This is a genomic window from Pseudarthrobacter sp. PS3-L1 (assembly GCF_030063285.1).
Taxonomy (GTDB): domain Bacteria; phylum Actinomycetota; class Actinomycetes; order Actinomycetales; family Micrococcaceae; genus Arthrobacter.
The window spans coordinates 339,849-362,951 of record NZ_JASISU010000002.1 but is presented as its reverse complement, the minus strand read 5'-3'; the positions used below and the strand labels follow the sequence as shown (position 1 = coordinate 362,951).

Here is a 23,103-nt window from a genome sequence, read left to right as displayed (position 1 = left end):
TGTCAGACGGCGTGCGGACACCACAGTCCATTCTGGCTACGCTGGGGCAATGACATGGACAGCGGATGTACTCGGCGATGGTTTTGAGGCGTATGCCTTCACTGTCAGTGACAGCTCCGGACAGGCCAGGAGGGCCACGCTTGTCCGGCACATTACCCCAGATGGTCCGGCGGGATCACTGCGGTCCGGCGCAGCACTCGAAGCCGGTCCAGTCGCTCCGCACCGGAGGGCAGTGTTGTTCCTTCACGGCTGGAGTGACTACTTTTTTAATACCGAGCTGGCGACTTTCTGGGCTGAATCGGGCTACTCTTTTTTTGCACTCGACCTGCATAATCATGGACGAAGCATCCAGACAGACAGCCCCAACGGCTACGTCGCCGACCTTGAGCACTATGACGCCGAGATTGATCAGGCATTGCAGCTCCTGAACGACTCGACGGGCGCCTCCGACAGCGATCCGACGGAGGTTACCCTGATGGGCCACTCCACCGGAGGCCTTGTGGCCACCCTATGGCTCAGCAGGAACCCTGGCCGAGTAGCCCGGCTGGTCCTGAACAGCCCATGGCTGGAGATGCACGGCAGTTCCCTGGTCCGCAGGGTCCTGGGAACCATGCTCTCCCCGATAAGTTACCTGCGGCCCGAAGCGGTGATGAAGCTCCCACAGCGGGGATACTACTGGCGCAGTATCAGCGATGAGGCCGACGGGGAGTGGACCTTGGACAGATCATTCCGGCCCCCCTATGCATTTCCCGTCCGCGCTGGCTGGCTCAGCGCGGTGCTGTCTGGACAGGACCAGGTGGCGAAAGGACTAGACATCGATGTTCCCGTCCTGGTCCTGATGTCCGCTTCGAGTCAGACGGGTATGGCCTGGACGGAGAACATGCGCACCGCTGACGCTGTTCTGGATGTGAACACCATGGCCGCCCGGTCGCTGGCACTGGGGCAGAGCGTCACCGTTGAAAGGGTTTCTGGTGCTCTGCACGACGTCTTCCTGTCAAGGGAGGACGTCCGGGTAGAAGCCTACTTCCGACTCTCGCGCTGGTTGGGGGGTTATGCTCCCCCAGCAGGTGCGCCGTCAACAGCTGCGCCGTAACGCCTGTCGCGGCGGGCGTAGATTTCGACAGCCTCCCACAGGGTTCGCCTGTCCACATCTGGCCAGAGAACGTCCATGAAGACGAATTCTGCATAGGCAGATTGCCACAGCATGAAGTTTGATAGCCGCTGTTCGCCGCTGCTGCGCAGGAAAAGGTCAACGTCCGGAAGATCCGGTTCATCAAGATACTTTTGGATGGTGCGTTCAGTGATGGCACTGGGCTTGAGCCGACCGGCAGCAACCTCCGCGGCAATGGCAGAGACAGCATCGGCGATCTCTGCGCGCCCACCGTAGTTAACACACATGGTCAACGTGCAAGTGCTGTTGGAGATGGTGTACTCCTCAGCCTCCTCCAGCTCGCGGATCACCGAGCCCCACAGCTTGGGGCGTCGCCCTGACCACCGAATGCGCACGCCCCAGGCATCTAGGGTATTGCGCTGCCGACGAAGCACATCCTTGTTAAATCCCATCAGGAATCTGATTTCCTCCGGTGAACGGCGCCAGTTCTCCGTGGAAAAGGCATAAACACTCACGTATTCGATACCCATTTCAATGGCTCCGGCCACCACATCCAAGAGGGCTGGCTCGCCGGCACGGTGGCCTTCAATCCTCGGCAGCCCTCGCTGGTTTGCCCACCTGCCATTTCCATCCATGACGATGGCGACGTGGCGGGGAATAAGTTCGTCCGGGATGACCGGCGCCACGGCACCTGACGGATGCGGGTGCGGTAATTGCGGTTGAGTGCGCAGACGTCCCTTGCCAGATTTCTTACCCATCGCCATATCTAGGTCCGCTCCACGTGTTTGAGAGATTTCAGCACCCGTTCCAGGTGCCACTGCAGGTAGACGGCAACCAGGCCGGCAGCTTCGCGGCGATGCTGGCTTGCCGAGGTATCGGCAATCGTCCAGTTCCCTGTCAGGAGCGCCCCCAGCAGGGTGACTGTTTCGGGAGCAGGGGCCGCCGAGCCTGGTGGGCGGCAGTCGTGGCAGACCATCCCGCCCAGTGGCGCGGAGAAAGCCGCGTGGGGGCCCACCACTCCACACCTTGCGCAGGCCGTAAAACTAGGAGCCCAGCCTCCGGTTGCCAGTGCACGGAGCAAATATGAATCGAGGATCAGCTCAGGGGTGTGGTCACCCCGGCTCAACGACGCCAGCGCACCCACCAAGAGGTTGTACTGCGACGTCCCTGATTCGCCGTCAACGTCCGTCAGTTTCTCCGCAGTTTCGGTCATGGCTGCCGCCACGGTATAGCGCCCGTAGTCAGCAGCAATATTTCCGCCATACGCGCCCTTGGACTCGGCCTGCGTAATGATGTCAAGGTTGCGTCCTGCGACCAGTTGCAGGTCAACCACCATGAAGGGCTCAAGCCGGGCCCCGAACCTGCTGCTCGTGCGACGTACGCCCTTAGCCACTGCGCGGATTTGTCCGTGGTGCTTGCTCAGGAGCGTGATAATCCTGTCAGCTTCCCCCAATTTGTGGGTACGGAGCACCACGGCGTCGTCCCGATATGCCCGGGAAGCGAAAGACTGTTGGGCCACCTGTTCATCTTCCCATCTTCAACCAGCACTCTTGTCACTGACGATTCACGTGTTAAACACCGTTGTGCCGCCGGACATTCCGACGGCACAACGAAACGTCGCTTAGGCGTTGGCGTCCCTGATGGCGCGGTTGACGGCAGAGATCACGGCCTTGAGTGACGACATGCTGGTGTTGGCATCAATTCCCACGCCCCACAGGACGCGTTCCCCAACAGCACACTCAACGTAGGCAGCAGCCATGGCGTTGCCCCCTTCGGACAGTGCATGCTCGACATAGTCCAGGACCCTGACGTCCACGCCATCCTGCCCGAGGATGTCCAGGAGAGCGGCAATTGGGCCATTCCCGTGGCCCGTCCGGTTAACCTGTACCCCGTCAATACCCAGAGCAGCATGCACTGTCATGTTGCCGGCGTCGTCTGTCTCTGTCCGCACAGCACCCAGCGAATACCGTCCCCACTGGCCCACGGACTCGCTGGATGGAAGGTATTCATCCTGGAAAACCTGCCACAGGGCGGCGCCACTGACCTCGCCACCCACGGTGTCGGTCTGCTTCTGGATAACACCAGAGAACTCAATCTGGGCTCGGCGTGGCAGATCGAGGCTGTGTTCGTTCTTCAACAGGTACGCCACACCACCCTTACCAGACTGTGAATTCACACGAATGACTGCCTCATAGCTTCGACCCAGATCCTTGGGGTCGATGGGCAGGTACGGAACCTGCCACGTAACGTCGGCCACGTCCTTGCCTGCCGCTGCTGCATCCCGCTCCAGGGCCTCCAGACCCTTTTTGATGGCATCCTGGTGGGATCCCGAGAAGGCAGTGAAGACGAGATCTCCGCCGTAGGGGGTCCGTTCGGCAACCGGCAACTGATTGCAGTATTCAACCGTGCGGCGGATCTCATCAATGTCGGAAAAGTCAATCATGGGGTCCACACCCTGAACAAACATGTTCAGTCCCAGTGTCACCAGGTCCACGTTGCCCGTTCGCTCGCCGTTACCGAACAGGCAGCCCTCAATCCGGTCGGCGCCAGCCAAATACCCCAGTTCAGCAGCGGCGACGCCTGTGCCCCGATCGTTGTGGGGGTGGAGGGAAAGGATAATTCCCTCGCGCGGATGAAGGTTCCGGCTCATCCACTCAATGGAGTCCGCGTAGACGTTGGGAGTGGCCATTTCAACTGTCGCAGGCAGGTTGATGATGACCTGGCTGTCGGCAGAAGCCTCAAAAACGTCGGCCACTGCATTGCATACCCGCAGGGCATATTCCAGTTCAGTGCCCGTAAAGGACTCTGGCGAATATTCGTAGGTGACCTTGGTGTCCACAAGCGTTTCTTCGTACTTTTTGCACAACCGGGCTCCCTGGAGCGCAATATCAAGGATCCCGTCTTCGTCCTGGTTGAAGACGACCCTGCGCTGGAGCACCGACGTGGAGTTGTACAGGTGGACGATGGCCTGCTTGGCTCCCACCAGCGACTCATAGGTGCGCTCTATCAGGTGTTCGCGCGCCTGGGTCAAGACCTGGATGGTGACGTCATCAGGGATGTGGCCACCTTCGATGAGCTGCCGGACAAAATCAAAGTCCGTCTGTGAAGCTGACGGGAAGCCAACCTCGATTTCCTTGTAACCCATGCGTACCAGGAGCTGGAACATCTTCATCTTCCGAGCCGGACTCATGGGATCAATCAGTGCCTGATTACCGTCCCTGAGGTCCACTGCGCACCACCGGGGCGCAGCGGTGATCAGCTTGTCCGGCCACGTCCGCTCCTTCAGGTCAACAGTGATCTGCTCCTGGAAGGACTGATAGCGGTGGGCTGGCATGCCGGAGGTCTTCTGTGCGTTGTGCATTGTGTGGGGCCTTTTCTAGGTTCATTAGGGAAAGGTGGCCGGGCAACACAAACTCCGCAGCGAGGGGCGGCCTGAGCTGTTAAGCGTCTGTGGCCTCGCCGCGGCAACTAAGAAGAAGCAGTTCTGCGCGCACAGTTTGAGAGTAGCACGCGTGCGTAAGATGAAAGGGCGGCAATCCCGCACTGTCCACCAGGCAGACATGGCCCGCGGAGCTCCCCAGCGTCGATAGGCATGGTCTGCCAACGAGTCAAGGAGCACCAGTGACCACATCGGGAATCGATCTCTCCACTTTCGACCACGGGGTACGGCCCCAGGATGATCTCTACAAGCATGTCAACGGGACGTGGCTGGATGCAACAGTCATACCGGATGACAGGGCCCTTGAGGGAACATTCACCACACTGCGCGACGCCTCAGAGGCCGCAGTCCGCGACATCATTACCGAGTCAGCGCAGCGGGGCGCCTCCGGAACAGTGATTGAGCGGAAAATCGGAGACCTGTTCACCAGCTTCATGGATGAAGAAAGGGTCCAGGAGCTGGGACTCGATCCCATCCAAGGACGTCTGGCGGACGTGGCTGCTGCTGCTGACATCAATGCACTGGTTGCCCTGACGGGACGTTTCTTCAGATCTGGCGTTGCCGGTCTTTTCAGCGTCTACCCCGCACCTGACGCCGGCAACCCCGAGCGAGTCCTGCTCTATGTTGGCCAGGGCGGTCTGGGGCTGCCTGATGAGTCCTATTATCGGGACGAAAAATTCTCGGACATTCTGAGCGCCTACCGTACCTACATCGCTGACATTCTGGAGTTGGCTGGCCTAGCCGATGCAGCGGGCGCCGCCAGCCGAATTGTGGAACTTGAAATCTCCCTCGCGGGCAAGCACTGGGACAAGGTCAGCATGCGTGACCCCCAGAAAACGTACAACCTGAAAAGCTCAGACGAGCTCGCGGCACTATTCCCGCTCTTTGAACAGTGGTTCACTGCCGCTTCGATCGATGCTGAACTGCGTGGGGATGTTGTGGTCAGCACTCCGGACTTCTTCAGCGGCCTCGCACAGCTCCTCGCATCCGAGCCCCTGTCCACCTGGCGTGAGTGGCTGGCCCTAAGGGTTGTTGCTTCCGCTGCTCCATACCTGAGTTCACAATTTGTTGACAGGCACTTCGCTTTCTATGGAACGACGCTCAGCGGCACTCCCAAAAACAAGGACCGCTGGAAGCGCGGTGTAGCAATCGTCGAGGACGCGTTGGGCGAAGCCGTGGGTCAGATCTACGTCGCAGAGCACTTCCCCGCATCCCATCGCGACCGCATGCAGTCACTGGTTGGCAACCTGATCGAAGCGTATCGCGAAAGTATCTCTGGACTGGAGTGGATGAGCGCCGAGACCAAGGTCGAAGCGTTGCGCAAGCTTGATGCCTTCCGGCCGAAGATTGGCTTCCCGGATGAGTGGATTGACTACTCCGATGTCATGATGGACCCCACAGACCTGATCGGAAATGTTGAACGTGCGCACAATGCGGACGTCAACAGGAGCCTGGCAGAGATTGGCAAGCCGGTAGACCGCAACAAATGGCTGATGACACCGCAGACGGTCAACGCCTACTACCACCCCATGCTGAATGAGATTGTCTTTCCGGCTGCCATTCTCCAACCGCCCTTCTTCACCGCAGACGCAGACGATGCCGTGAACTACGGCGGAATTGGCGCGGTTATTGGCCATGAAATTGGCCACGGCTTTGATGACAAGGGCTCACAGTTTGATGGCAGCGGGGCTCTTCGCAACTGGTGGACAAGCAGTGACCGACAAGCCTTTGACGCCTTAACTGCCCGCCTCGTGTCCCAATTTAACCAGCTCTCTCCCTCTGCTGCCCCCGGGCACACTGTTAATGGCGAGTTGACGCTGGGAGAAAACATTGGTGACCTCGGTGGACTGACCATCAGTTACAAGGCATATCAGCTGAGTCTGGAGGGAAGCGAGCCAGAGATCCTTGACGGCCTCTCAGGCAAACAGCGGTTCTTTGCCTCATGGGCAGCTGGCTGGCGCCAGGTCATCCGTGGCGAAGAAGCGATCCGCCGTTTGGCTACCGACCCGCACTCCCCCAATGAGTTCCGTACCAATGCCATAGCCAAGAACCTGGATGCCTTCCACGCTGCCTTCGACGTCTCTGAGAATGACGCCATGTGGCTCTCTCCGGAGGAACGCGTCAGTATCTGGTAGCAGGAGGCGCAGCACCCTAGATGACTAGGCGGCGCCGGGCACACCATGCCCGGCGCCGCCGCTTAGTTTTTTGGCCTAGTTCCCACCGGTGTCGATATACAGGGGGTTCACGTTTTGACACGTGGAGTCCTCGGCTGTCTGGTTGACCACGTCCGGCGGCACGCTGGTAGCTCCATAGGTGGTTCCGGAGACAAAATCAGTACCGAGGTACACCTGGACGCCCACCACTCCGGTTGCTTGGGCAACCTGTGTTGCGGGGACACCAAGCTGGGCCGCAACATCGGCCGCAACATCGGCGAACTCGGGGCCGTAATACACAAATGTCTGCTCGACCGGCGCTGCTTGCAGCACACTGGCCTGCACAAAGCCGCCACCGGCCAATGCCGCGATGATCTCCTCGGCACGGCCTGGTACACCTGTTCCATTGGCGACCGAAACTGGCTGTAATGACTTGTCGTACGGTGCTGCCGCTGGGGTACTCGGAGCCGCGGAGGGTTCGGGTGCACCTGTGGGTTCTGCGGAGGGATTCGTCAGATCAAGATCGGACCGAAGTGCCGAAAACAGCTGGCCAGCCGCCGGCTGCGCCAGCTCCAGCCGGTTGGGATCGCTCACGGCTGCCTGTGTCGGGACTGCCACGAAGGCAACCTTGCTGACATCAATATCCTTGAGTCTGTTGCCTACCGTTACCAGGGAAGGTACCGACGCGAAGCCCTCATCCAGGGTCAGGTTGCGCGTAACGACGTCGGCAATGTTCAGGACCTTTGCCGGATTGGACAGTGTGCCGTCATCCTTGATTTTACGCGTCAGGGATGAGAGGAAACCCTGCTGCGCCTTGATGCGCCCCAGGTCGCCGCCGTCTTCAAAGGCGTGGCGGGTGCGAAGGAAAGCAAGTGCCGTCTCACCCTGGACGGCCGATGTTCCCTTGGGAAGGCGCAAACGGGAATCCGGGTCATAGACGGCGTCGCTGACACACACGTCCACGCCACCGACAGCGCTGGACAATTCCTTGACGGCATTAAAGTCAGCCATCATGAAGTGGTCCACTTCCAGTCCGGTGAGGGCATTCACGGTGTCCACCGCACACCCAATCCCGGCTTCGGCCATGGCTGAATTGATCATTGCACCAGATCGAGCCGGAAACTGCTGCCCTGTGGCAGCATCCGTGCAGGCCGGAACATCGACCAGCAGGTCACGGGGGAAGCTGACGACGCTGACGCGCTTGTTGTCCGCTGAGATGTCCATCAGCATCATGACATCCGACTGGCCATAACCAGTTGACTCATCACCGCCGTATTCGGAGTTTTTTCCGTCGCGGGTATCCGACCCCAGGATCAAGATCTGCATCCTGTCTGAGGAATCGTTTGCTCCGCCACCCTTGTTTCCGTTCCCGGCGCTGAGGGGCGCAGTCGTGATGTTGCCCTGGAGCCTGAGGACCCAGTATCCAGCGACGCCGAAACCCCCAACGAGAACCACAGCTAACGCAAGCGAGACCACCTTCGCCCACCGTGGAAACCGGCGCTGCGATCCAAGGTGCCGCGCACCGCCTACTGCGGTGGTGTCCGTGTGCCTGGCAGCAGTGCCCTGCGGATGAACCTGACGGTTCTCCTGTGCGTTGTCGTCGCGGCCTTGCCCCACGTGTGTGCCTTCCTCTAAAAATAAATCCGGACCAGCATAGATGCGTTGGCTGGGAAATTGCCCCACAACCTCATGGCAGGGCCAGCGAACCGCCTAGAAACCCAGCTTGACCAGCTGTTTCGGATCTCGCTGCCAGTCCTTCGCAACCTTGACGTGGAGATCCAGGTAAACCCTGGTTCCGAGCAGCGCCTCTATCCCGATCCTGGCTGTGGTCCCCACATCACGGAGTCGGCTGCCGCCCTTGCCAATGATGATGGCTTTCTGGGAGGGCCGTTCTACGTAAAGGTTGACCCGGACATCAAGCAGCGGATTGTCATCCGGCCTGCCAGCCCTCGGCACCATTTCATCAACAACTACTGCCAGTGAGTGGGGCAGCTCATCCCGGACACCCTCCAGGGCCGCTTCCCTGATGAGTTCAGCAACCATGATTGCCTCCGGCTCATCAGTCAGTTCGCCATCCGGGTAGAGGACTGGCGACGGCGGCATGTGGCTGATCAGCACGTCGGCCACAGTGGTGACCTGGAAACCGTCCGCGGCGGAGACTGGCACAATGTCGCGCCAGCCTTCCTCACCGAGAACATCGCGGCCAAGCGCCGCAACAGCCAGCAACTGTTCGGTCAGTGCCTGCCGATCCACAAGGTCTGTCTTGGTGACGATCGCAATGATCGGCTTGTTGCCGACTGCAGCCAGCTGGGCAGCGATGAATTTGTCTCCGGGACCGATTTTCTCGTTGGCCGGGAGGCAGAATCCAATCGCATCAACCCCTGCCAGAGTGTCAGCTACAAGATCGTTGAGGCGCTTTCCCAGAAGGGTCCGCGGCCGGTGCAGCCCCGGGGTGTCTACCAGGATCAACTGGGCGTCATCACGGTGCACAATGCCACGAATGGTATGTCGCGTTGTTTGCGGCTTGGCCGACGTGATCGCGACTTTTTTGCCCACCAACGCGTTGGTCAACGTGGATTTGCCGGCGTTGGGTCGGCCCACAAGGCTGGCGAACCCGGCGCGATACCCGCCAAAATCTTCCGGTGCCGATGATTTAGACTTCTTGCTCACGTGGAACTCCCTGCTGGGTTGATGCTGGCTTTTCGATAAGGCCGTCTATGTCAGTGTCTGTCTTTGCGAGGGGCGCCGCAATAATATGGCTGACCCTGTTTCTGCGTCCCTCAAGGCGTTCGGCGCGGAGGCTGATGCCATCGACCTCAACGGCGCTCCCTACAATCGGCACTCGTCCCAACGACTTCGCAAGCAGTCCACCAACGGTGTCCACCTCGTCATCGTCGAGTTCGACGTCGAACAACTCACCAAGATCGTCGATACTCATCCGGGCACTGACCCGGAAACTTCCGCCGTCGAGCGCTACCGCCTCGGCACTCTCTGTATCGTATTCATCCACGATCTCACCGACGATTTCCTCAATCAGATCCTCAAGCGTGACCAACCCGGCAGTGCCACCATATTCATCGATGACTATCGCCACATGGGTTGACTCCTTCTGTAGTTCCTTGAGGAGGTCGCTGACCGGTTTTGATTCGGGGACGTACCGAACCTCACGCGCCAGTGGATCGACAGCGGGTGCAGTGCCGCCCGGGGCCATGCCGTGAATGACTGCTGCGACATCTTTCAGGTAGACAATGCCAAGGATGTGGTCCGTGTTCTCGCCGATCACAGGGATCCGCGAATACCCCGACCGAAGAAAGAGGGACATTGCGTCCGAGAGGCTTGATCCCGAATCGATGCTGACAATATCTGTTCGTGGAACCATAACCGCGCGAACCAATGTATCGCCGAAGTCGAAGACAGACTGGATCATCTCTGCCTCATTGTCCTCAAGGACATCTGATTCTGACGCCCGGTCAACAAATTCCCGGAACTCCTGCTCGCTGAAAAACGCGTCGTCCCCTACCGGTGCACCCGGAGCCACTGCACTTCCCAGTGCCACAAGCCAACGGGGAACCGGTCCAAGGATGAGGGTCAGCGAACTCAACAGCGGTGCGGTGAAGCGGACGACGCCGGTCGAGTGGAGACGACCGAACTGGCGTGGAGAAACTCCCACAATGACAAAACCCACCACGGCCATGATGCCCGTTGCGGCCAGACCTGCAAGCCACACGCTATCCAGAAGGCTGTGCAACAGGACTGCAACCGCAACAGCGGAAGCCATTTCGAACCAGACGCGCCAAAAACGAAGCGCGCGGATATGGGCGACGGGCTCTGCAAGGATGCGTCGCATCGCTTTGCCCCGGGCCCCAGCCGCTGCGTCAACGGCGTCATGGCGCGGCAGGAAGTTGAACGCCGCCTCAGCAGCCGTGAGCACAGCGGCTGTGGCCAGGAAAGCCAACGCCATGCAGACAAGAACAGCTGAGGTCACTGGATGGTCTCAGCAGGCGCCTCTTTACCGGTGAAACCCGTGAGGAGTTCACGCTGCAGGGCGAACATTTCGTCCTTTTCGGCCGGTTCTGCGTGGTCGTAGCCAAGCAGGTGGAGGAGACCATGAGTGGTCAGTAGGAGCATCTCGTCCTGCAACCCGTGGCCTGCAGCCTTCGCCTGGACCTCTGCAACCTGCGGGCAAACAGCAATATCGCCAAGGATGCCCTGTGGCGTTGGCCGTCCCGGGGTACCGGGGATGAGCTCATCCATGGGGACGGAGAGGACATCCGTTGCACCGGGTTCGTCCATGAGTTCTACATGGAGCTTTTCCATGGCCGTTTCATCGACGAGCAGGATCGACAGCTCCGCCTGGGGGTGGATATACAGCTGCTCCAGGACGTAGCGGGACAGGCTAACCAGTTCTGCCTCATCCACGCTAACGCCAGATTCGTTGTTGACTTCGATGCTCATGCCGGAGGTGCTCCCGTGGTGGTGGATCGGTGTTTTTCGGCTCGTCGGCGCTGGACGTCGTCCCACGAACTGTAAGCGTTGACAATGTCGCCCACGAGCCTGTGCCTGACAACGTCTGCAGAATCAAGGACCGAAAAACTGATGTCGTTGACGCCCGAGAGAATGTCTTCGACAATCCGGAGCCCCGACTTGGTTCCAACCGGAAGATCCACCTGGGTGACGTCCCCAGTGACGACCATCTTGGACCCAAAGCCCAACCGGGTGAGGAACATCTTCATCTGCTCCGGCGTCGTGTTCTGTGCCTCATCAAGAATGATGAAGGCGTCGTTCAGGGTCCGTCCTCGCATATAGGCAAGCGGAGCCACCTCAATGGTGCCCGCTGCCATCAGCCGAGGGATGGTTTCAGGATCCATCATGTCGTGCAGCGCATCGTAGAGCGGCCGCAGGTACGGATCGATCTTGTCGCTCAGCGTACCGGGCAGGAAGCCAAGCCGTTCTCCCGCCTCGACGGCTGGCCGAGTCAGGATGATGCGGCTGACTTCCTTCTGCTGCAGCGCCTGCACGGCTTTTGCGACCGCAAGATACGTTTTCCCGGTGCCCGCGGGACCGATTCCGAAAATGATGGTGTTTTCATCAATCGAATCAACATAGGTCTTCTGGTTCAGCGTCTTGGGGCGGATAGTCCGGCCCCTGCTGGAGAGGATGTCATGGGTGAGCACGTCCACTGGGTTCTGCACGGACTGTGTGCGCAGCAGTGCAACAAGCTGCTCAAGGACGGCAGGGCTGATCACTGTTCCCCTGGCCACGAGGCCCCGTACCTCCTGGAGCAGCCGCATGATGCGGGGAATGTCGCCCGCGGGACCCGTCAGGGACAGTTCATTGCCTCGGGCATGGAAATCGACGCCCGGAAATTGGCTTTCAATGAACCGCAGGGCCTCATCTTGGCTCCCAAGAGACTGCACCATCTGGTCCGAATTGTCGAACACAACCACTTCGGTGCGAAGACCTGGAAGGCTGTGCGGGAATTCGCTGCCCTTGCCACCCGACTGGGTGGACCGCCGCTTGCTGCTTGCTGAATCAGTCATGGTGCCGGCCTGATGGCCTGTGGTTCCCTCCGGGTAGCTCAGTCTGGTCGATGCTTCGCCGGGATTGGCCCCGTGCGTGGCGTCCCCGGGACGTACGTAATCCGGTTGGCCCGTTCGGCTGCTTCAGCAGGCCGCAACTCGTTCCCATTCTACGGCAAGCAGCATGTCCCCGACCGGTGGGTGGACCGGGCCCGGCCCGAACTCCATTCGAAGCCCAGCAGTGCCTGTTGTGTATCAGCTATGTCTCGGCCATATATCGTTCCAGTTGCAGTTCTGCACAACCGGTTGATCAGCAGGGTGCCGTGCCCCTGGTCTGTGCAATGCTGGAATGTGGGAATTGGTTAGCCGGACGCGATCCCCGGTGAAAACCGTCAGATAAGCACCCCGACGTGCGCAAACACGAGGGCCGCTATAGGACTGCAGCTAATGGAAAGGATCATCACGATGGGCAGTAGTTTCGGCGCCAAGCCACGTTACGTTCTTCATGATATTCCGCTGCGTACCCGGTGGGCTTTGGTCCTGCTCGCAGCCCCGCTTTCATTGGTCATGACCGGCTGTGTTGCTGATACGCAGAGCGCCGAGTCCATTTCCGGCCCATCGATCGCCATGACTTCTCCTCAGGTTCAGGCCACCAGCGCACCGCTTGAAACCACTGAATCCGCAACGCAGGCTCCTGTTTACTGGATTGGACGGAGCGATGACAACACTTTTCTGTACCGCGAGTTCAGGGACGTCCCCGAGGAGGAAAACCAGGTAACTCGCGCACTGCGGGCCATGATGTCCGAATCTCCCCTTGACCCGGACTTTTTTACGCCGTGGCAGAATCCAAAAAAGCTTGCAACCTCAATCTCAGGACGCAATGTCATCACCGTGGACGTTTCTGATGATGCCTTCAACAGCACCCTTGATGCCGATATGGCTGCCCGGGCCGTCCAGCAACTCGTCTACACAGCGTCGGCAGCCGGAGCCAGCTCAGGACTCATTGACGCAGGAGTTGCGATCCAGGTGGTTGTCCTCGTTGACGGGCACACGGACTTCATGGCCTTTGACCACGTGAAACTCGGTGAGCCGATGTCCAGGAACGCCGCATTGGTAGCGCCGGTCTGGATTATTGATCCACAGGAGGGCAGTGCCCTGCCCAATGGCAGCGTCAAGATCAGTGGGCGGAGCACTACCCCAGGTGGGCTCCTGAGCTGGCAGCTCCTGCGGAAGGATGAAGGCGGGGAATCCACCACCTACCTCAGTGGCGAGACCCTTGCTGCCAATACCAGTGAGAATCCTGGGCTTTTCTCGCTTTCGCTGTCCCTGGAACCTGGCAGCTACGACCTCCGGGTATCAGATGTCGACCCTGAGGACAGCGGCAGGCAGCTCCACTCGGATACCAGGAAGTTCACCGTCTCCGACTGACCTACCATCGGGTAGTCAGCGGATCCGGCGACCCGGTGACGTGAAGGCAGGACTTCTATCCTTCATCCCCCACTCTTTTCGGCCAGCCCATGGACGTTAGTGGCATGCGAACCGGTGTATCCAGCTTCCCAGGCGTGGCCTTAGTTCCAGAGTTTCAGGACATCATTTGCCAGGACTGCAGCAGCCGGACCTGCTGTGGACGATCGGAGCACATGATGTCCGATCAGTGCTGTCACGGCCCCTGCGTCGCAGAGACGCGTCACTTCGCGTGGACTGATGCCGCCTTCGGGGCCAACGATGAGGAGAATCTGGGCCCCTTCTTCTTCGTGCGCAACTGGAGAAGACGATTCGCTCTCAGCCAACCACGATTCCAAGACAGAGCGCAGGGGACGCACGGCGTCCTCATGCAAAACAACGGCGAGGCTGCTATCGCGGACCAGGGAGGCCAGTCCCCCGGTGTCCAAGAGTTCGCCCACGGGCGGGATCACCGATCTCCGAGCCTGTTTGGCCGCTGCCGTCACCACAGATTCCCACTTCGCGTGAGCTTTGACGGCGCGGTCGGCTTTCCACCGCACGATTGAACGCTCAGACTGCCACGGAACAACCGCACTGATGCCCAGCTCGGTGGCAGTCTCAATGGCCAGCTGATCGCGGTCACCCTTTGCCAGAGCCTGCACAAGGATCAACCGGACAGCAGGTGGCGCCTCAAAGGACACCGTAACGCACTCAATTTCCACGCCCGTGGGATCAGCGACGGTTATCACTCCGGTCATCCGACGACCGTGGCCATCTGCGATGTCTACTGGTTCGCCAACCGCCAATCTCTTCACCGTGACGGCGTGCCTGGCCTCCTGGCCCGTCAACACGAAAGTGGCACCATGATGGACCAGGTCCAGGGAGCCGGCCGCTGTGAAGAAGATCGGGTTGCTCACCGTTAGAAGTTTCCCAACCTGTCACGGAGCTTCGCGAACATGCCGCCGCTTGCCGCGAGCTTGCCTTCGGTGTACTGCTCGCTGCGAAGTTTGGCGAGCTGGCGCAGCAGGTCCTCCTGAGCCTGATCCATCCGCACCGGGGTCTCGACCTGCAAATGGACTTTCAGGTCGCCGCGGCCGTACCCACGCAGGTGGGTTACTCCGAGTCCCTTGAGAGTGATGATCTCGCCGGACTGCGTGCCTGCCTTCACGTCAATCTGCTGACCTCCGTCGAAGGTCTCAAGGCTAACCTCGGTTCCCAGCGCAGCGGCAGTCATGGGGATGTTCAGCGTTGCATGCAGATCATCGCCATCCCTGACATAGGTAGCGTCATTATTGACCCGGATTTCAACGTAGAGATCGCCGGCTGGACCGCCTGCAGGACCTGCCTCGCCCTGGCCACCGAGCTGAATACGGGTTCCGGTGGCCACTCCGGCAGGGACCTTGATGGTCATGGAACGACGACTCCGGATGCGTCCCTGACCGTTGCACTCGTTGCAGGGATCTTTGATGACGGTCCCGAAACCCTCGCAACTGCCGCACGGTGCGGCAGTCATCACCTGACCAAGGATGGACCTGACTGCTCGCTGGACCTGGCCGCTGCCGCCACAGATGTCGCAGCGTTCAGGCTGACTGTTTCCCCTGCAACAGGAGCCCTCACACGTGGGGCACGTAACAGCAGTATCAACATCGAGCTTCTTGTTGACACCGAAGACTGCATCCTTGAGCTCAACACGGACGCTGATCAGGGCATCTTGGCCCCGACGTACCCGTGAGGCGGGCCCGCTGGAACCGCCAGCACCAAAGAAAGTGTCAAAAATGTCCTGGAACGCAAAACCCTGCCCCGCGTGTCCGGCTCCGCCGAAGCCACTGTCGTTGCCATTCTCATTGCCAGTGGTGTCATAGACACGGCGTTTCTGAGGATCCGAAAGAACCTCGTACGCATGGGTGACCGCCTTGAACCGGTCCGATGCATCTGGACCCGGATTCATGTCCGGGTGCAGATTTCGGGCCAGCTTCCGGTAGGCCTTTTTAATCTCTTCTCCGGTCGCTTCCGGGGAGACTCCAAGAACGTCGTAGTGGCTGCTCAAGTTCGTTTCTCTTCCTTTTCGTTCACAAAAATATAGTCAGGCAAGTAGTAAAGCTGCCTAGGGTTCCAGAATCCTTGAGAGGTACCGTGCAACGGCCCGCACTGCCGCCATGGTGGTGGGGTAGTCCATCCGAGTAGGGCCAAGGATTCCGACCTTGGCCGAACCTTCGGCACCATAGGCCGTCGCCACGACTGAGGCCTCCGCCAGTCCGTCGTAAGGGTTTTCACGACCGATACTCACTGTCACGCCGCGGGGATCTTCTCCCATATCGCCTAACAACCGGAGCATCACAACTTGTTCCTCAAGTGCTTCAAGCACTGGTCCGATACTCAGCGGGAAGTCGACGGTGGAGCGTGCCAAGTTGGCAGTGCCTGCCATGACCATCCGCTCCTCGCGTGTGCTCAGTGCCAGCGACTCGAGGACTCGGGCCAGGACCTCTGCGACCGGACGAAGTGCTGGATTTAATCCCGCCAGGACGCCGGGCAGTGTAGACCCGAAGGCGCCCAGGGTGGTTCCAGCCGAGGCGCCCAGGAAAGTTGCGCGTAACGCACCGAGCGACTCTTCGCTGATCTCCGCCCCAACGTCCGTAACTCGCTGCTCTACCTTGCCACTTGTCGCAATCAGCACCACCAGGACCCTGCGAGGCGCGAGCAGTACGAACTCGATATGCCGGACCTGGGCCCGGCTCACCAGCGGATACTGGACAACGGCAACCTGGTTCGTCAGCTGGGAAAGCGTCCGAACCGTGCGGTCCAGGACATCGTCGAGGTCATCGGATCCCTGAAGAAGGGCAGTAATGGCCCGCCGCTCGGCCTGTGAAAGTGACTTGACCGCCTGGATCTGGTCCACAAAAAGCCGATAGCCCTTGTCCGTCGGGATTCGGCCCGCGCTGGTATGCGGCGCCGTGATCAGCCCATCGTCCTCAAGCGCCGCCATGTCATTTCGGATCGTGGCACTGGAAACTCCGAGGTGGTGCCGTTCGACAAGTGCCTTGGAGCCGACGGGCTCCCGGGAATGTACGTAGTCTTCGACTATGGCACGGAGGACTTCCAGCCGTCTGGGTTCACTCACCAGTCACCCTCCTTCCAGTAATGCGGGACCGATCCGAACGCGGCTCACGTCCTGGCGTGTTAGCACTCGACATGCCGCAGTGCTAACAGTCTATTACCAACGGATACGTCCGCGCGCGTTGCTAGCATTGGAACGGCACCGGACGAGATCCGCTCCGGACGACCAGCAGCAGGTGGTGCACGAATTGCAGTACAACTCTTGGGGTCCACAGGACCTGACCGCGCCAGCGCGAAAGGAACTCCCCGAAGTTCACGCGGAACGCGCAATGGTTCTTGAAGAAGTCCAGTCAGGCTGGGTTGGTGCCGTGACGAGGATTGAAAAATCCGGAGGCATGCACCTGGTGGCACTGGAGGACCGACGTGGCAAGTCGCGGTCCTTCCCCCTCGGATATGGCTTCCTGCTGGACGGCGCTCCGATTCGCCTGATGCCGCCGGCTCCGCGTTCACAGGCACCAGTCCCAGCCGCCCGTACTGCGTCCGGTTCCGTGAAGCTCAGCGGACAGCGCGCACAGGTCGCCAAAGCCAGCCGAATCTGGGTTGAGGGAAAACACGACGCGGAGTTGGTGGAGAAGGTGTGGGGCGATGACCTCAGGATTGAAGGCATCGTTGTCGAACCCCTCCACGGCATCGACGACCTTCCAGGTGCCATTGCTGCATTTGGCCCAGGACCACAGAGGCGCCTCGGCATTCTTGTCGACCACCTGGTGGCACATTCCAAAGAGTCCCGGATAGCCGAACAGGTGATGCGAGGCCCTGGGGCTGCCGGCAACGTCATCATTGTGGGGCACCCCTACATCGACGTCTGGCAGGCCATCAAACCCTCAGTGCTTGGCATAGAGAAGTGGCCTGTTGTTCCACGGGGACAAGACTGGAAAACCGGAATCCTGACAGCATTTGGCTGGCCGCACGCCACCAAGGAAGACGTCGGGCTTGGCTGGCAGAAACTTCTCGGCGCCGTCCGCAACTACGCAGATCTTGAACCGTCCTTGTTGGGGCGCGTTGAAGAGGTCATCGATTTTCTTACCGTGGACTAGAGCCAACCGCAGTGCCCTGGCTGGTCGCCACGAGAACGCGGAACATCACCAGCCCGTTGGGTTGGACAACGAATCGACCCAGACCCCTTATTCTTAGAGTTGGTGTGCTTACCTGAAATGCAGGCAACATCAGCTTCACAGAACATCGCTTCACCTTCGAAGGGCTTACCGTGGCAGAGAATACGCGTGACGACAGGGAACGGCCGTCCCAGGGCAATCCTGACTACCACGGCGTCCCAGCAAACGCCCTGCCCCTGACGGCCAACCAGGACCGCCAGTGGGCCACGCTCGCACACTTCGGCGGAATCCTGGGCTGTATTCCATCGGTGCTGATCTACTTGGTATTCAAGGACCGGGGGCCATTCACAGCGCAGGAATCAAAAGAAGCACTGAACTTCACCCTTCCGCCAACAGTACTTGCGCTCTTGGCCAACCTGCTGGTGCTCGTTCCGGTGGTGGGAAATGCCTTCGCTATTGCGGCCACCGTCATCTGGATCATTATCACCATTTTTTCCGTGGCCGCAGGAATCCACGTCAATCGTGGCCAGCCGCACCGCTACCGTTTCAACCTTCGCCTGATCAAGTAGGCCTGCAGCCTCTTCCACGTGCGACGTGACGTCTTGTGTGCAGATCAGCCGGCGTACGCGATCACACAGGGAGCCGGGCGGAGACCCACGGACGTTGCCTCAGTCCGGCAAGATCCTGCGGACAACCGCATCAGCGAGCAGCCTGCCCCTGAGCGTCAGAACCAGCTGTCCAGCAAAAGCTGACGCCGGTTCTATGAGTCCGTCGGCTATCAACCCAGCGATCGCTGTTCTCCCAGATCCCAGTGTCCCGATCGCGATTCCGGATGACAGCCTCGATTCAAGGAGAACCCGCTCCACATTGCGGGTCTCAGGGTCGAGCGTTTCTCTACCAGCGGCAGGTGAGTCCCCCGCGGCCAACCGGCCCGCGTAGGCGCTCGGATGCTTAACATTCCACCACCGGACGCCGCCAACATGCGAGTGCGCACCGGGGCCGATCCCCCACCAGTCGTCTCCGCGCCAATAGGCGAGGTTATGCCGACACTCCTGATTTTCGCCGCGGGACCAGTTGCTTACTTCATACCAGGCAAAGCCCGCCTCTGATATGAGCTGGTCAGCAAGTTTGTACTTCGCAGCGTGATCATCGTCGTCGATCGGGGGAACTTCGCCTCGTCGCATCTGGGCAGCAAGTTTGGTCCCGTCCTCAATGATCAGGGCGTAAGCACTGATGTGATCGGGCTCATAGGATAGTGCCGTCCGCACGGACTCTTCCCAGTCCGCCATGGACTCGCCGGGCGTCCCGTAGATCAGGTCGAGACTAACTGCGAGACCCGCTTCCCTAGCCCACTGCACAGCTTGGGGAACACGCTCGGGCCGGTGCGTGCGGTCCAACACCTTGAGTACATGGGGAACCGCTGACTGCATACCGAAGGACACCCTGGTAAACCCTGCATCTTTGAGCACACGGAGAGATTCTGCCGTGACCGAATCGGGGTTGGCCTCGGTGCTTACCTCAGCACCGGGTTCTAGTCCCCAAGCCTGGACGGCCGCAGCAAGGATCCCAGCGAGGTCCTCGGCGGGGAGAAGCGTAGGAGTTCCGCCACCAAAAAAGACCGTGCCGAGGCGGCGTGGGGGAAGACCTGACTCGGTGAGGGCCCGGGCTGCAAAGGCTATTTCAGACTCTGCCGTGCCGCCATAGGCATCCTGCGATGCGCCGCCACCAAGCTCAGTCGCTGTGTAGGTATTAAAATCGCAGTATCCACACCGAACGGCGCAGAAGGGAATATGGACATAGAGCCCAAAAGCCCTGTCTGCCACACCCTCAAGCACCTGTGCTGGAAGCTGGCCGTTTGCCGGCGCCGGATCCCCCAGCGGAAGGACACTAGGCATGCCTTCCCCCACTCGTGTGTTGCGAGCTACGGAACACTACTTTTTTGCCTTGTCCTTCGACTCATCGGTGGTGAGGGCAGCAATAAACGCTTCCTGCGGGACCTCAACACGGCCCACCATCTTCATTCGCTTCTTGCCCTCCTTCTGCTTTTCGAGCAGCTTCCGCTTGCGGGTAATGTCACCGCCGTAACACTTAGCAAGAACGTCCTTGCGGATGGCGCGGATGCTCTCACGTGCAATGATGCGAGACCCGATAGCGGCCTGGATCGGTACTTCAAACTGCTGTCGTGGAATAAGTTCGCGCAGTTTCCCGGTCATCATGACGCCGTAGGCGTAGGCCTTCTCGCGGTGCGTGATGGCGCTAAAGGCGTCAACCTGTTCGCCCTGCAGCATAATGTCTACCTTGACAAGGTCAGCTACCTGTTCGCCGTCGGCCTTCCAGTCGAGGGAGCCGTAACCCCGGGTCCGGGACTTGAGGATGTCAAAAAAATCAAAGACGATCTCTGCCAGCGGAAGCCGGTAGCGGATCTCGACCCGATCCTCGGAGAGGTAGTCCATGCCGCCCATGACTCCACGCCGGCTCTGGCACAGCTCCATGATGGCCCCAACGAATTCATTGGGCGCCAAGATAGTGGCGGACACCATGGGCTCACGGACCTCAGCGACCTTGCCCGTGGGGTATTCGCTCGGATTGGTGACCTGGACGATCTTCTTGTCTTCCAGGGTGACCTCATACTCCACGTTCGGGGCCGTTGAGATGAGATCGAGCTTATATTCGCGTTCCAAACGCTCCCGTGTGATCTCCAGGTGCAGGAGGCCCAGGAAACCAACCCTGAAGCCGAAGCCCAGTGCTGCTGAGGTTTCCGGCTCGTAGACAAGTGCGGCGTCATTAAGCATGAGCTTTTCGAGCGCATCGCGGAGCACAGGATAGTCTGCTCCGTCCAAGGGGTAGAGACCCGAAAACACCATCGGCTTGGCGTCGGCGTATCCCGGCAATGAAGTGGCGGCGGGTTTGGCCAAGTTTGTGACAGTGTCCCCTACCTTCGACTGGCGCACGTCTTTGACGCCAGTGATCAGGTATCCCACTTCTCCGACGCCTAGGCCCTTAGAAGGCGTGGGTTCAGGGGAACTGACACCAATCTCCAGAAGTTCGTGCGTGGCACGCGTGGACATCATTTGAATTCGTTCACGTGGATGCAGCATGCCGTCCACTACGCGGACGTAGGTCACCACACCGCGATAGGTGTCGTAGACCGAATCAAAGATCATGGCGCGCGCTGGAGCGTTCGGGTCCCCGATTGGCGCTGGCAGGTCGTGGACGATTTTATCCAACAGCGCTTCCACGCCGTCTCCGGTTTTACCCGAAACGCGCAGGACGTCCTCCGGTTCGCCGCCAATCAGGCTTGCCAGCTCGGCAGCGTACTTATCGGGCTGCGCGGCCGGCAGGTCGATCTTGTTCAGTACGGGAATGATCGTGAGGTTGTTCTCCATGGCCAAGTAGAGATTAGCCAGTGTCTGGGCCTCGATGCCCTGCGCAGCGTCAACAAGCAGGATTGCGCCCTCACAGGCCGCGAGGGACCGGGACACCTCATAGGTGAAGTCAACGTGCCCCGGCGTATCAATCATGTTCAGCGCGTAACTGACCCCGTCACGTTCCCAGGGCATGCGAACGGCCTGGGACTTGATGGTAATGCCCCGTTCGCGCTCGATGTCCATGCGGTCCAGATACTGTGCCTTCATGTCGCGGGACTGGACCACACCGGTGAACTGCAACATGCGGTCCGCCAGGGTCGATTTGCCGTGGTCAATATGCGCGATGATACAGAAGTTCCGAATGATGGCCGGATCTGTCGCGGCGGGCACCGGGGCGGTGCGGGCCATGGGAGACACGCGGGGTCCTTACTGTTGGCTTACACGTGTGACGGTCCTGCTTGGTACGCAGGTGCGGCGTGTGGTGGAGCTGGACTAATGCCAGTTTTTCCCGCTCACGGCCGCGCGTCTGGGTTTTCATTGTCCCATGAGCTCGGGCTCCCAGGCGCATTTGTTGACCAGAGCCCCCGGTGCCTTCACCGGGGGCATAGCTGCCAGCCGTCTACGCACTGTCCCCCCAAAGCGCAGCGGCCCAAGCGGTAGGCTACTGTCCATGGCCTTGAATCTTCGCGCCCTGGGAAACTTCCTCAGGGACTCACTGCGGTTGTTGGAGAAGATCAGTTCCAACGCATCGCCCACCAACACCCCACCACATCCAAGGACGTCGGCAGCCAATCGTGCCGGCGAGCCCGCACAGCGCCGAGCCAAATCGTCGAACACTGTGTCCGGCGAGACAATTGGCAGCGGCTATCCGGGAGATTTCCGGGGGCAGGCTGCCATCAGGTATTCACCGGCACCGGACGGCGACCCGGACCCTGGTGAAGTGGTGTGGGCGTGGGTTCCCTACGAAGAGGACTTCACCAAAGGCAAAGACAGGCCTGTGCTTTTGGTAGGAAACGCTGGCCGCTACCTGCTGGCTGTCATGCTGACAAGCAAAGACCATGACGGAAGTCCGCGCGGCGGCCAATATGTTGATATTGGCAGCGGCTCCTGGGACAGCAAGGGCCGGCCCAGTGAAGCAAACGTGGGCCGGATCCTCCAGCTGGAGGCGTCAGGTATTCGACGTGAAGGGGCAATCCTCCCCCGGCAGCAATTCGACGACGTAGCAGAGGCCATCCACCGGCACTATGGGTGGAAGCAGCGCGGTTAGTCGTGGCAAGGGCACCTCTGGTATCCTTTATAGCTGTGTGTCCGTGCAGGTCGACGGCCACTGATGGCTGGCCGCCATAGGTATCCCCACGCCGCTCAGTCAATGGCCAGTCTGAAAGCCCTCTAGACCATTTCCGCAATAAAAAGAGAGTTCACACGTGGCTAATATCAAGTCCCAGAAGAAGCGCATCCTCACCAACGAAAAGGCTCGTCTGCGTAACAACGCCGTCAAGTCTGAGCTGAAGACGGCCATCCGCGCCGTCAACACCGCCGTTGATTCCTCGGATAAGGATGCTGCTGCTGCTGCCTTGGCAACTGCCGGCCGTAAGTTGGACAAGGCTGTCAGCAAGGGTGTTCTGCACAAGAACAACGCAGCGAACCGCAAGTCGGCGATCTCCAAGAAGGTCAACGCACTCTAAGGTTTACAGTTCCCTGAACTGATCATTATGGCCGGCTCCCTCGGAGCCGGCCATAAGCGTTTAAGACGCCCTGAGCACGGATGCCTAAAGCCAGCAACTGGGGAGTATCTGTACCTGTCGGTACGATTCAACGCGCTTCAGGGACCACACAGTGGTTGAGCAGAGCTGCTGGCATGGCAGCGCGGGCAGTCCAGCCTCACAGCGAGGCCTCCGACA

20 protein-coding genes are annotated in these 23,103 nt (G+C 59.9%); 7 read left to right on the top strand and 13 right to left on the bottom strand.

Annotated elements, in window-relative coordinates:
* Positions 1–49 precede the first annotated feature (49 nt).
* Positions 50–1,093, top strand: coding sequence for an alpha/beta hydrolase (locus QMG79_RS06105; RefSeq protein ID WP_283537689.1), 1,044 nt, complete (start codon positions 50–52; stop codon positions 1,091–1,093).
* Here QMG79_RS06105 and QMG79_RS06100 read toward each other — a convergent pair.
* The 3 genes from QMG79_RS06100 to leuA all read right to left on the bottom strand — a co-directional run bounded on the left by QMG79_RS06100 (position 1,051) and on the right by leuA (position 4,472).
* A complete protein-coding gene (locus QMG79_RS06100; RefSeq protein WP_283537688.1) occupies positions 1,051–1,875 on the bottom strand; it encodes an isoprenyl transferase in 825 nt (274 codons plus the stop codon). The two genes, QMG79_RS06105 and QMG79_RS06100, sit on opposite strands and share 43 nt — an antisense overlap.
* A gap of 2 nt (positions 1,876–1,877) precedes the next feature.
* Entirely contained in the window at positions 1,878–2,630 is a 753-nt protein-coding gene (recO, locus tag QMG79_RS06095) for a DNA repair protein RecO (RefSeq protein WP_283537687.1), read from the bottom strand.
* Between the two features lie 102 nt (positions 2,631–2,732).
* A complete protein-coding gene (gene leuA / locus QMG79_RS06090; protein WP_283537686.1) occupies positions 2,733–4,472 on the bottom strand; it encodes a 2-isopropylmalate synthase in 1,740 nt (579 codons plus the stop codon).
* 260 nt (positions 4,473–4,732) lie between these two features.
* On the opposite strand from leuA, the gene QMG79_RS06085 reads away from it, so the two are divergent.
* Positions 4,733–6,685, top strand: coding sequence for a M13 family metallopeptidase (locus QMG79_RS06085; protein WP_283537685.1), 1,953 nt, complete (start codon positions 4,733–4,735; stop codon positions 6,683–6,685).
* Between the two features lie 75 nt (positions 6,686–6,760).
* Here QMG79_RS06085 and QMG79_RS06080 read toward each other — a convergent pair whose 3' ends face one another.
* The 5 genes from QMG79_RS06080 to QMG79_RS06060 all read right to left on the bottom strand — a co-directional run bounded on the left by QMG79_RS06080 (position 6,761) and on the right by QMG79_RS06060 (position 12,243).
* Positions 6,761–8,320: an LCP family protein gene (locus QMG79_RS06080; protein ID WP_283537684.1), complete on the bottom strand. Its 1,560-nt coding sequence runs from the start codon at positions 8,318–8,320 to the stop codon at positions 6,761–6,763.
* 93 nt (positions 8,321–8,413) lie between these two features.
* The gene (era, locus tag QMG79_RS06075; protein WP_283537683.1) at positions 8,414–9,373 is read right to left on the bottom strand and encodes a GTPase Era; all 960 of its coding nucleotides are present in this window, start codon (positions 9,371–9,373) and stop codon (positions 8,414–8,416) included.
* Positions 9,357–10,688 (bottom strand): hemolysin family protein, encoded by a 1,332-nt coding sequence (locus QMG79_RS06070; protein ID WP_283537682.1) that lies wholly within the window; start codon positions 10,686–10,688, stop codon positions 9,357–9,359. Before QMG79_RS06070 ends, era begins: the two co-directional genes overlap by 17 nt.
* A complete protein-coding gene (ybeY, locus tag QMG79_RS06065) occupies positions 10,685–11,158 on the bottom strand; it encodes an rRNA maturation RNase YbeY (protein WP_283537681.1) in 474 nt (157 codons plus the stop codon). Before ybeY ends, QMG79_RS06070 begins: the two co-directional genes overlap by 4 nt.
* Positions 11,155–12,243: a PhoH family protein gene (locus tag QMG79_RS06060; protein WP_283537680.1), complete on the bottom strand. Its 1,089-nt coding sequence runs from the start codon at positions 12,241–12,243 to the stop codon at positions 11,155–11,157. The genes ybeY and QMG79_RS06060 overlap by 4 nt, the downstream gene beginning before the upstream one ends.
* A 444-nt stretch (positions 12,244–12,687) precedes the next feature.
* Here QMG79_RS06060 and QMG79_RS06055 point away from each other — a divergent pair, with 444 nt between their 5' ends.
* On the top strand, positions 12,688–13,650 hold the full coding sequence (locus QMG79_RS06055; protein ID WP_283537679.1) for a GerMN domain-containing protein: 963 nt from the start codon (positions 12,688–12,690) through the stop codon (positions 13,648–13,650).
* Between the two features lie 140 nt (positions 13,651–13,790).
* Here the strand turns inward: QMG79_RS06055 and QMG79_RS06050 are convergent, their stop codons facing one another.
* Genes QMG79_RS06050 through hrcA form a run of 3 tightly spaced genes read right to left on the bottom strand, consistent with a single transcriptional unit; the run spans position 13,791 to position 16,783 of the window.
* Positions 13,791–14,582 carry a 16S rRNA (uracil(1498)-N(3))-methyltransferase gene (locus tag QMG79_RS06050; protein WP_283537678.1) on the bottom strand — a complete coding sequence of 264 codons (792 nt, stop codon included), beginning with the start codon at positions 14,580–14,582 and terminating at the stop codon, positions 13,791–13,793.
* 2 nt (positions 14,583–14,584) lie between these two features.
* Positions 14,585–15,712, bottom strand: a complete 1,128-nt coding sequence (dnaJ, locus tag QMG79_RS06045; RefSeq protein WP_283537677.1) for a molecular chaperone DnaJ — start codon at positions 15,710–15,712, stop codon at positions 14,585–14,587.
* Between the two features lie 57 nt (positions 15,713–15,769).
* The gene (gene hrcA, locus QMG79_RS06040; protein ID WP_283537676.1) at positions 15,770–16,783 is read right to left on the bottom strand and encodes a heat-inducible transcriptional repressor HrcA; all 1,014 of its coding nucleotides are present in this window, start codon (positions 16,781–16,783) and stop codon (positions 15,770–15,772) included.
* A 184-nt stretch (positions 16,784–16,967) separates the two neighbouring features.
* Here hrcA and QMG79_RS06035 point away from each other — a divergent pair, with 184 nt between their 5' ends.
* Both QMG79_RS06035 and QMG79_RS06030 read left to right on the top strand, forming a co-directional pair.
* Positions 16,968–17,816, top strand: coding sequence for a DUF3097 domain-containing protein (locus QMG79_RS06035; protein ID WP_283537675.1), 849 nt, complete (start codon positions 16,968–16,970; stop codon positions 17,814–17,816).
* 170 nt (positions 17,817–17,986) lie between these two features.
* Complete coding sequence (locus tag QMG79_RS06030) at positions 17,987–18,403, top strand: DUF4870 domain-containing protein (protein ID WP_283537674.1); 417 nt, start codon at positions 17,987–17,989, stop codon at positions 18,401–18,403.
* Between the two features lie 99 nt (positions 18,404–18,502).
* On the opposite strand, the gene hemW is transcribed toward QMG79_RS06030, so the two are convergent.
* Positions 18,503–19,729 carry a radical SAM family heme chaperone HemW gene (gene hemW / locus QMG79_RS06025; RefSeq protein ID WP_283537673.1) on the bottom strand — a complete coding sequence of 409 codons (1,227 nt, stop codon included), beginning with the start codon at positions 19,727–19,729 and terminating at the stop codon, positions 18,503–18,505.
* Positions 19,730–19,765: 36 nt separating this feature from the next.
* A complete protein-coding gene (gene lepA, locus QMG79_RS06020; RefSeq protein ID WP_283537672.1) occupies positions 19,766–21,619 on the bottom strand; it encodes a translation elongation factor 4 in 1,854 nt (617 codons plus the stop codon).
* A 253-nt stretch (positions 21,620–21,872) separates the two neighbouring features.
* Between lepA and QMG79_RS06015 the strand changes: the two genes are divergently transcribed.
* Entirely contained in the window at positions 21,873–22,469 is a 597-nt protein-coding gene (locus QMG79_RS06015) for a type II toxin-antitoxin system PemK/MazF family toxin (protein WP_283537671.1), read from the top strand.
* 157 nt (positions 22,470–22,626) lie between these two features.
* Positions 22,627–22,887 (top strand): 30S ribosomal protein S20, encoded by a 261-nt coding sequence (gene rpsT, locus QMG79_RS06010; RefSeq protein WP_283537670.1) that lies wholly within the window; start codon positions 22,627–22,629, stop codon positions 22,885–22,887.
* The last annotated feature ends 216 nt before the right edge of the window (positions 22,888–23,103 follow it).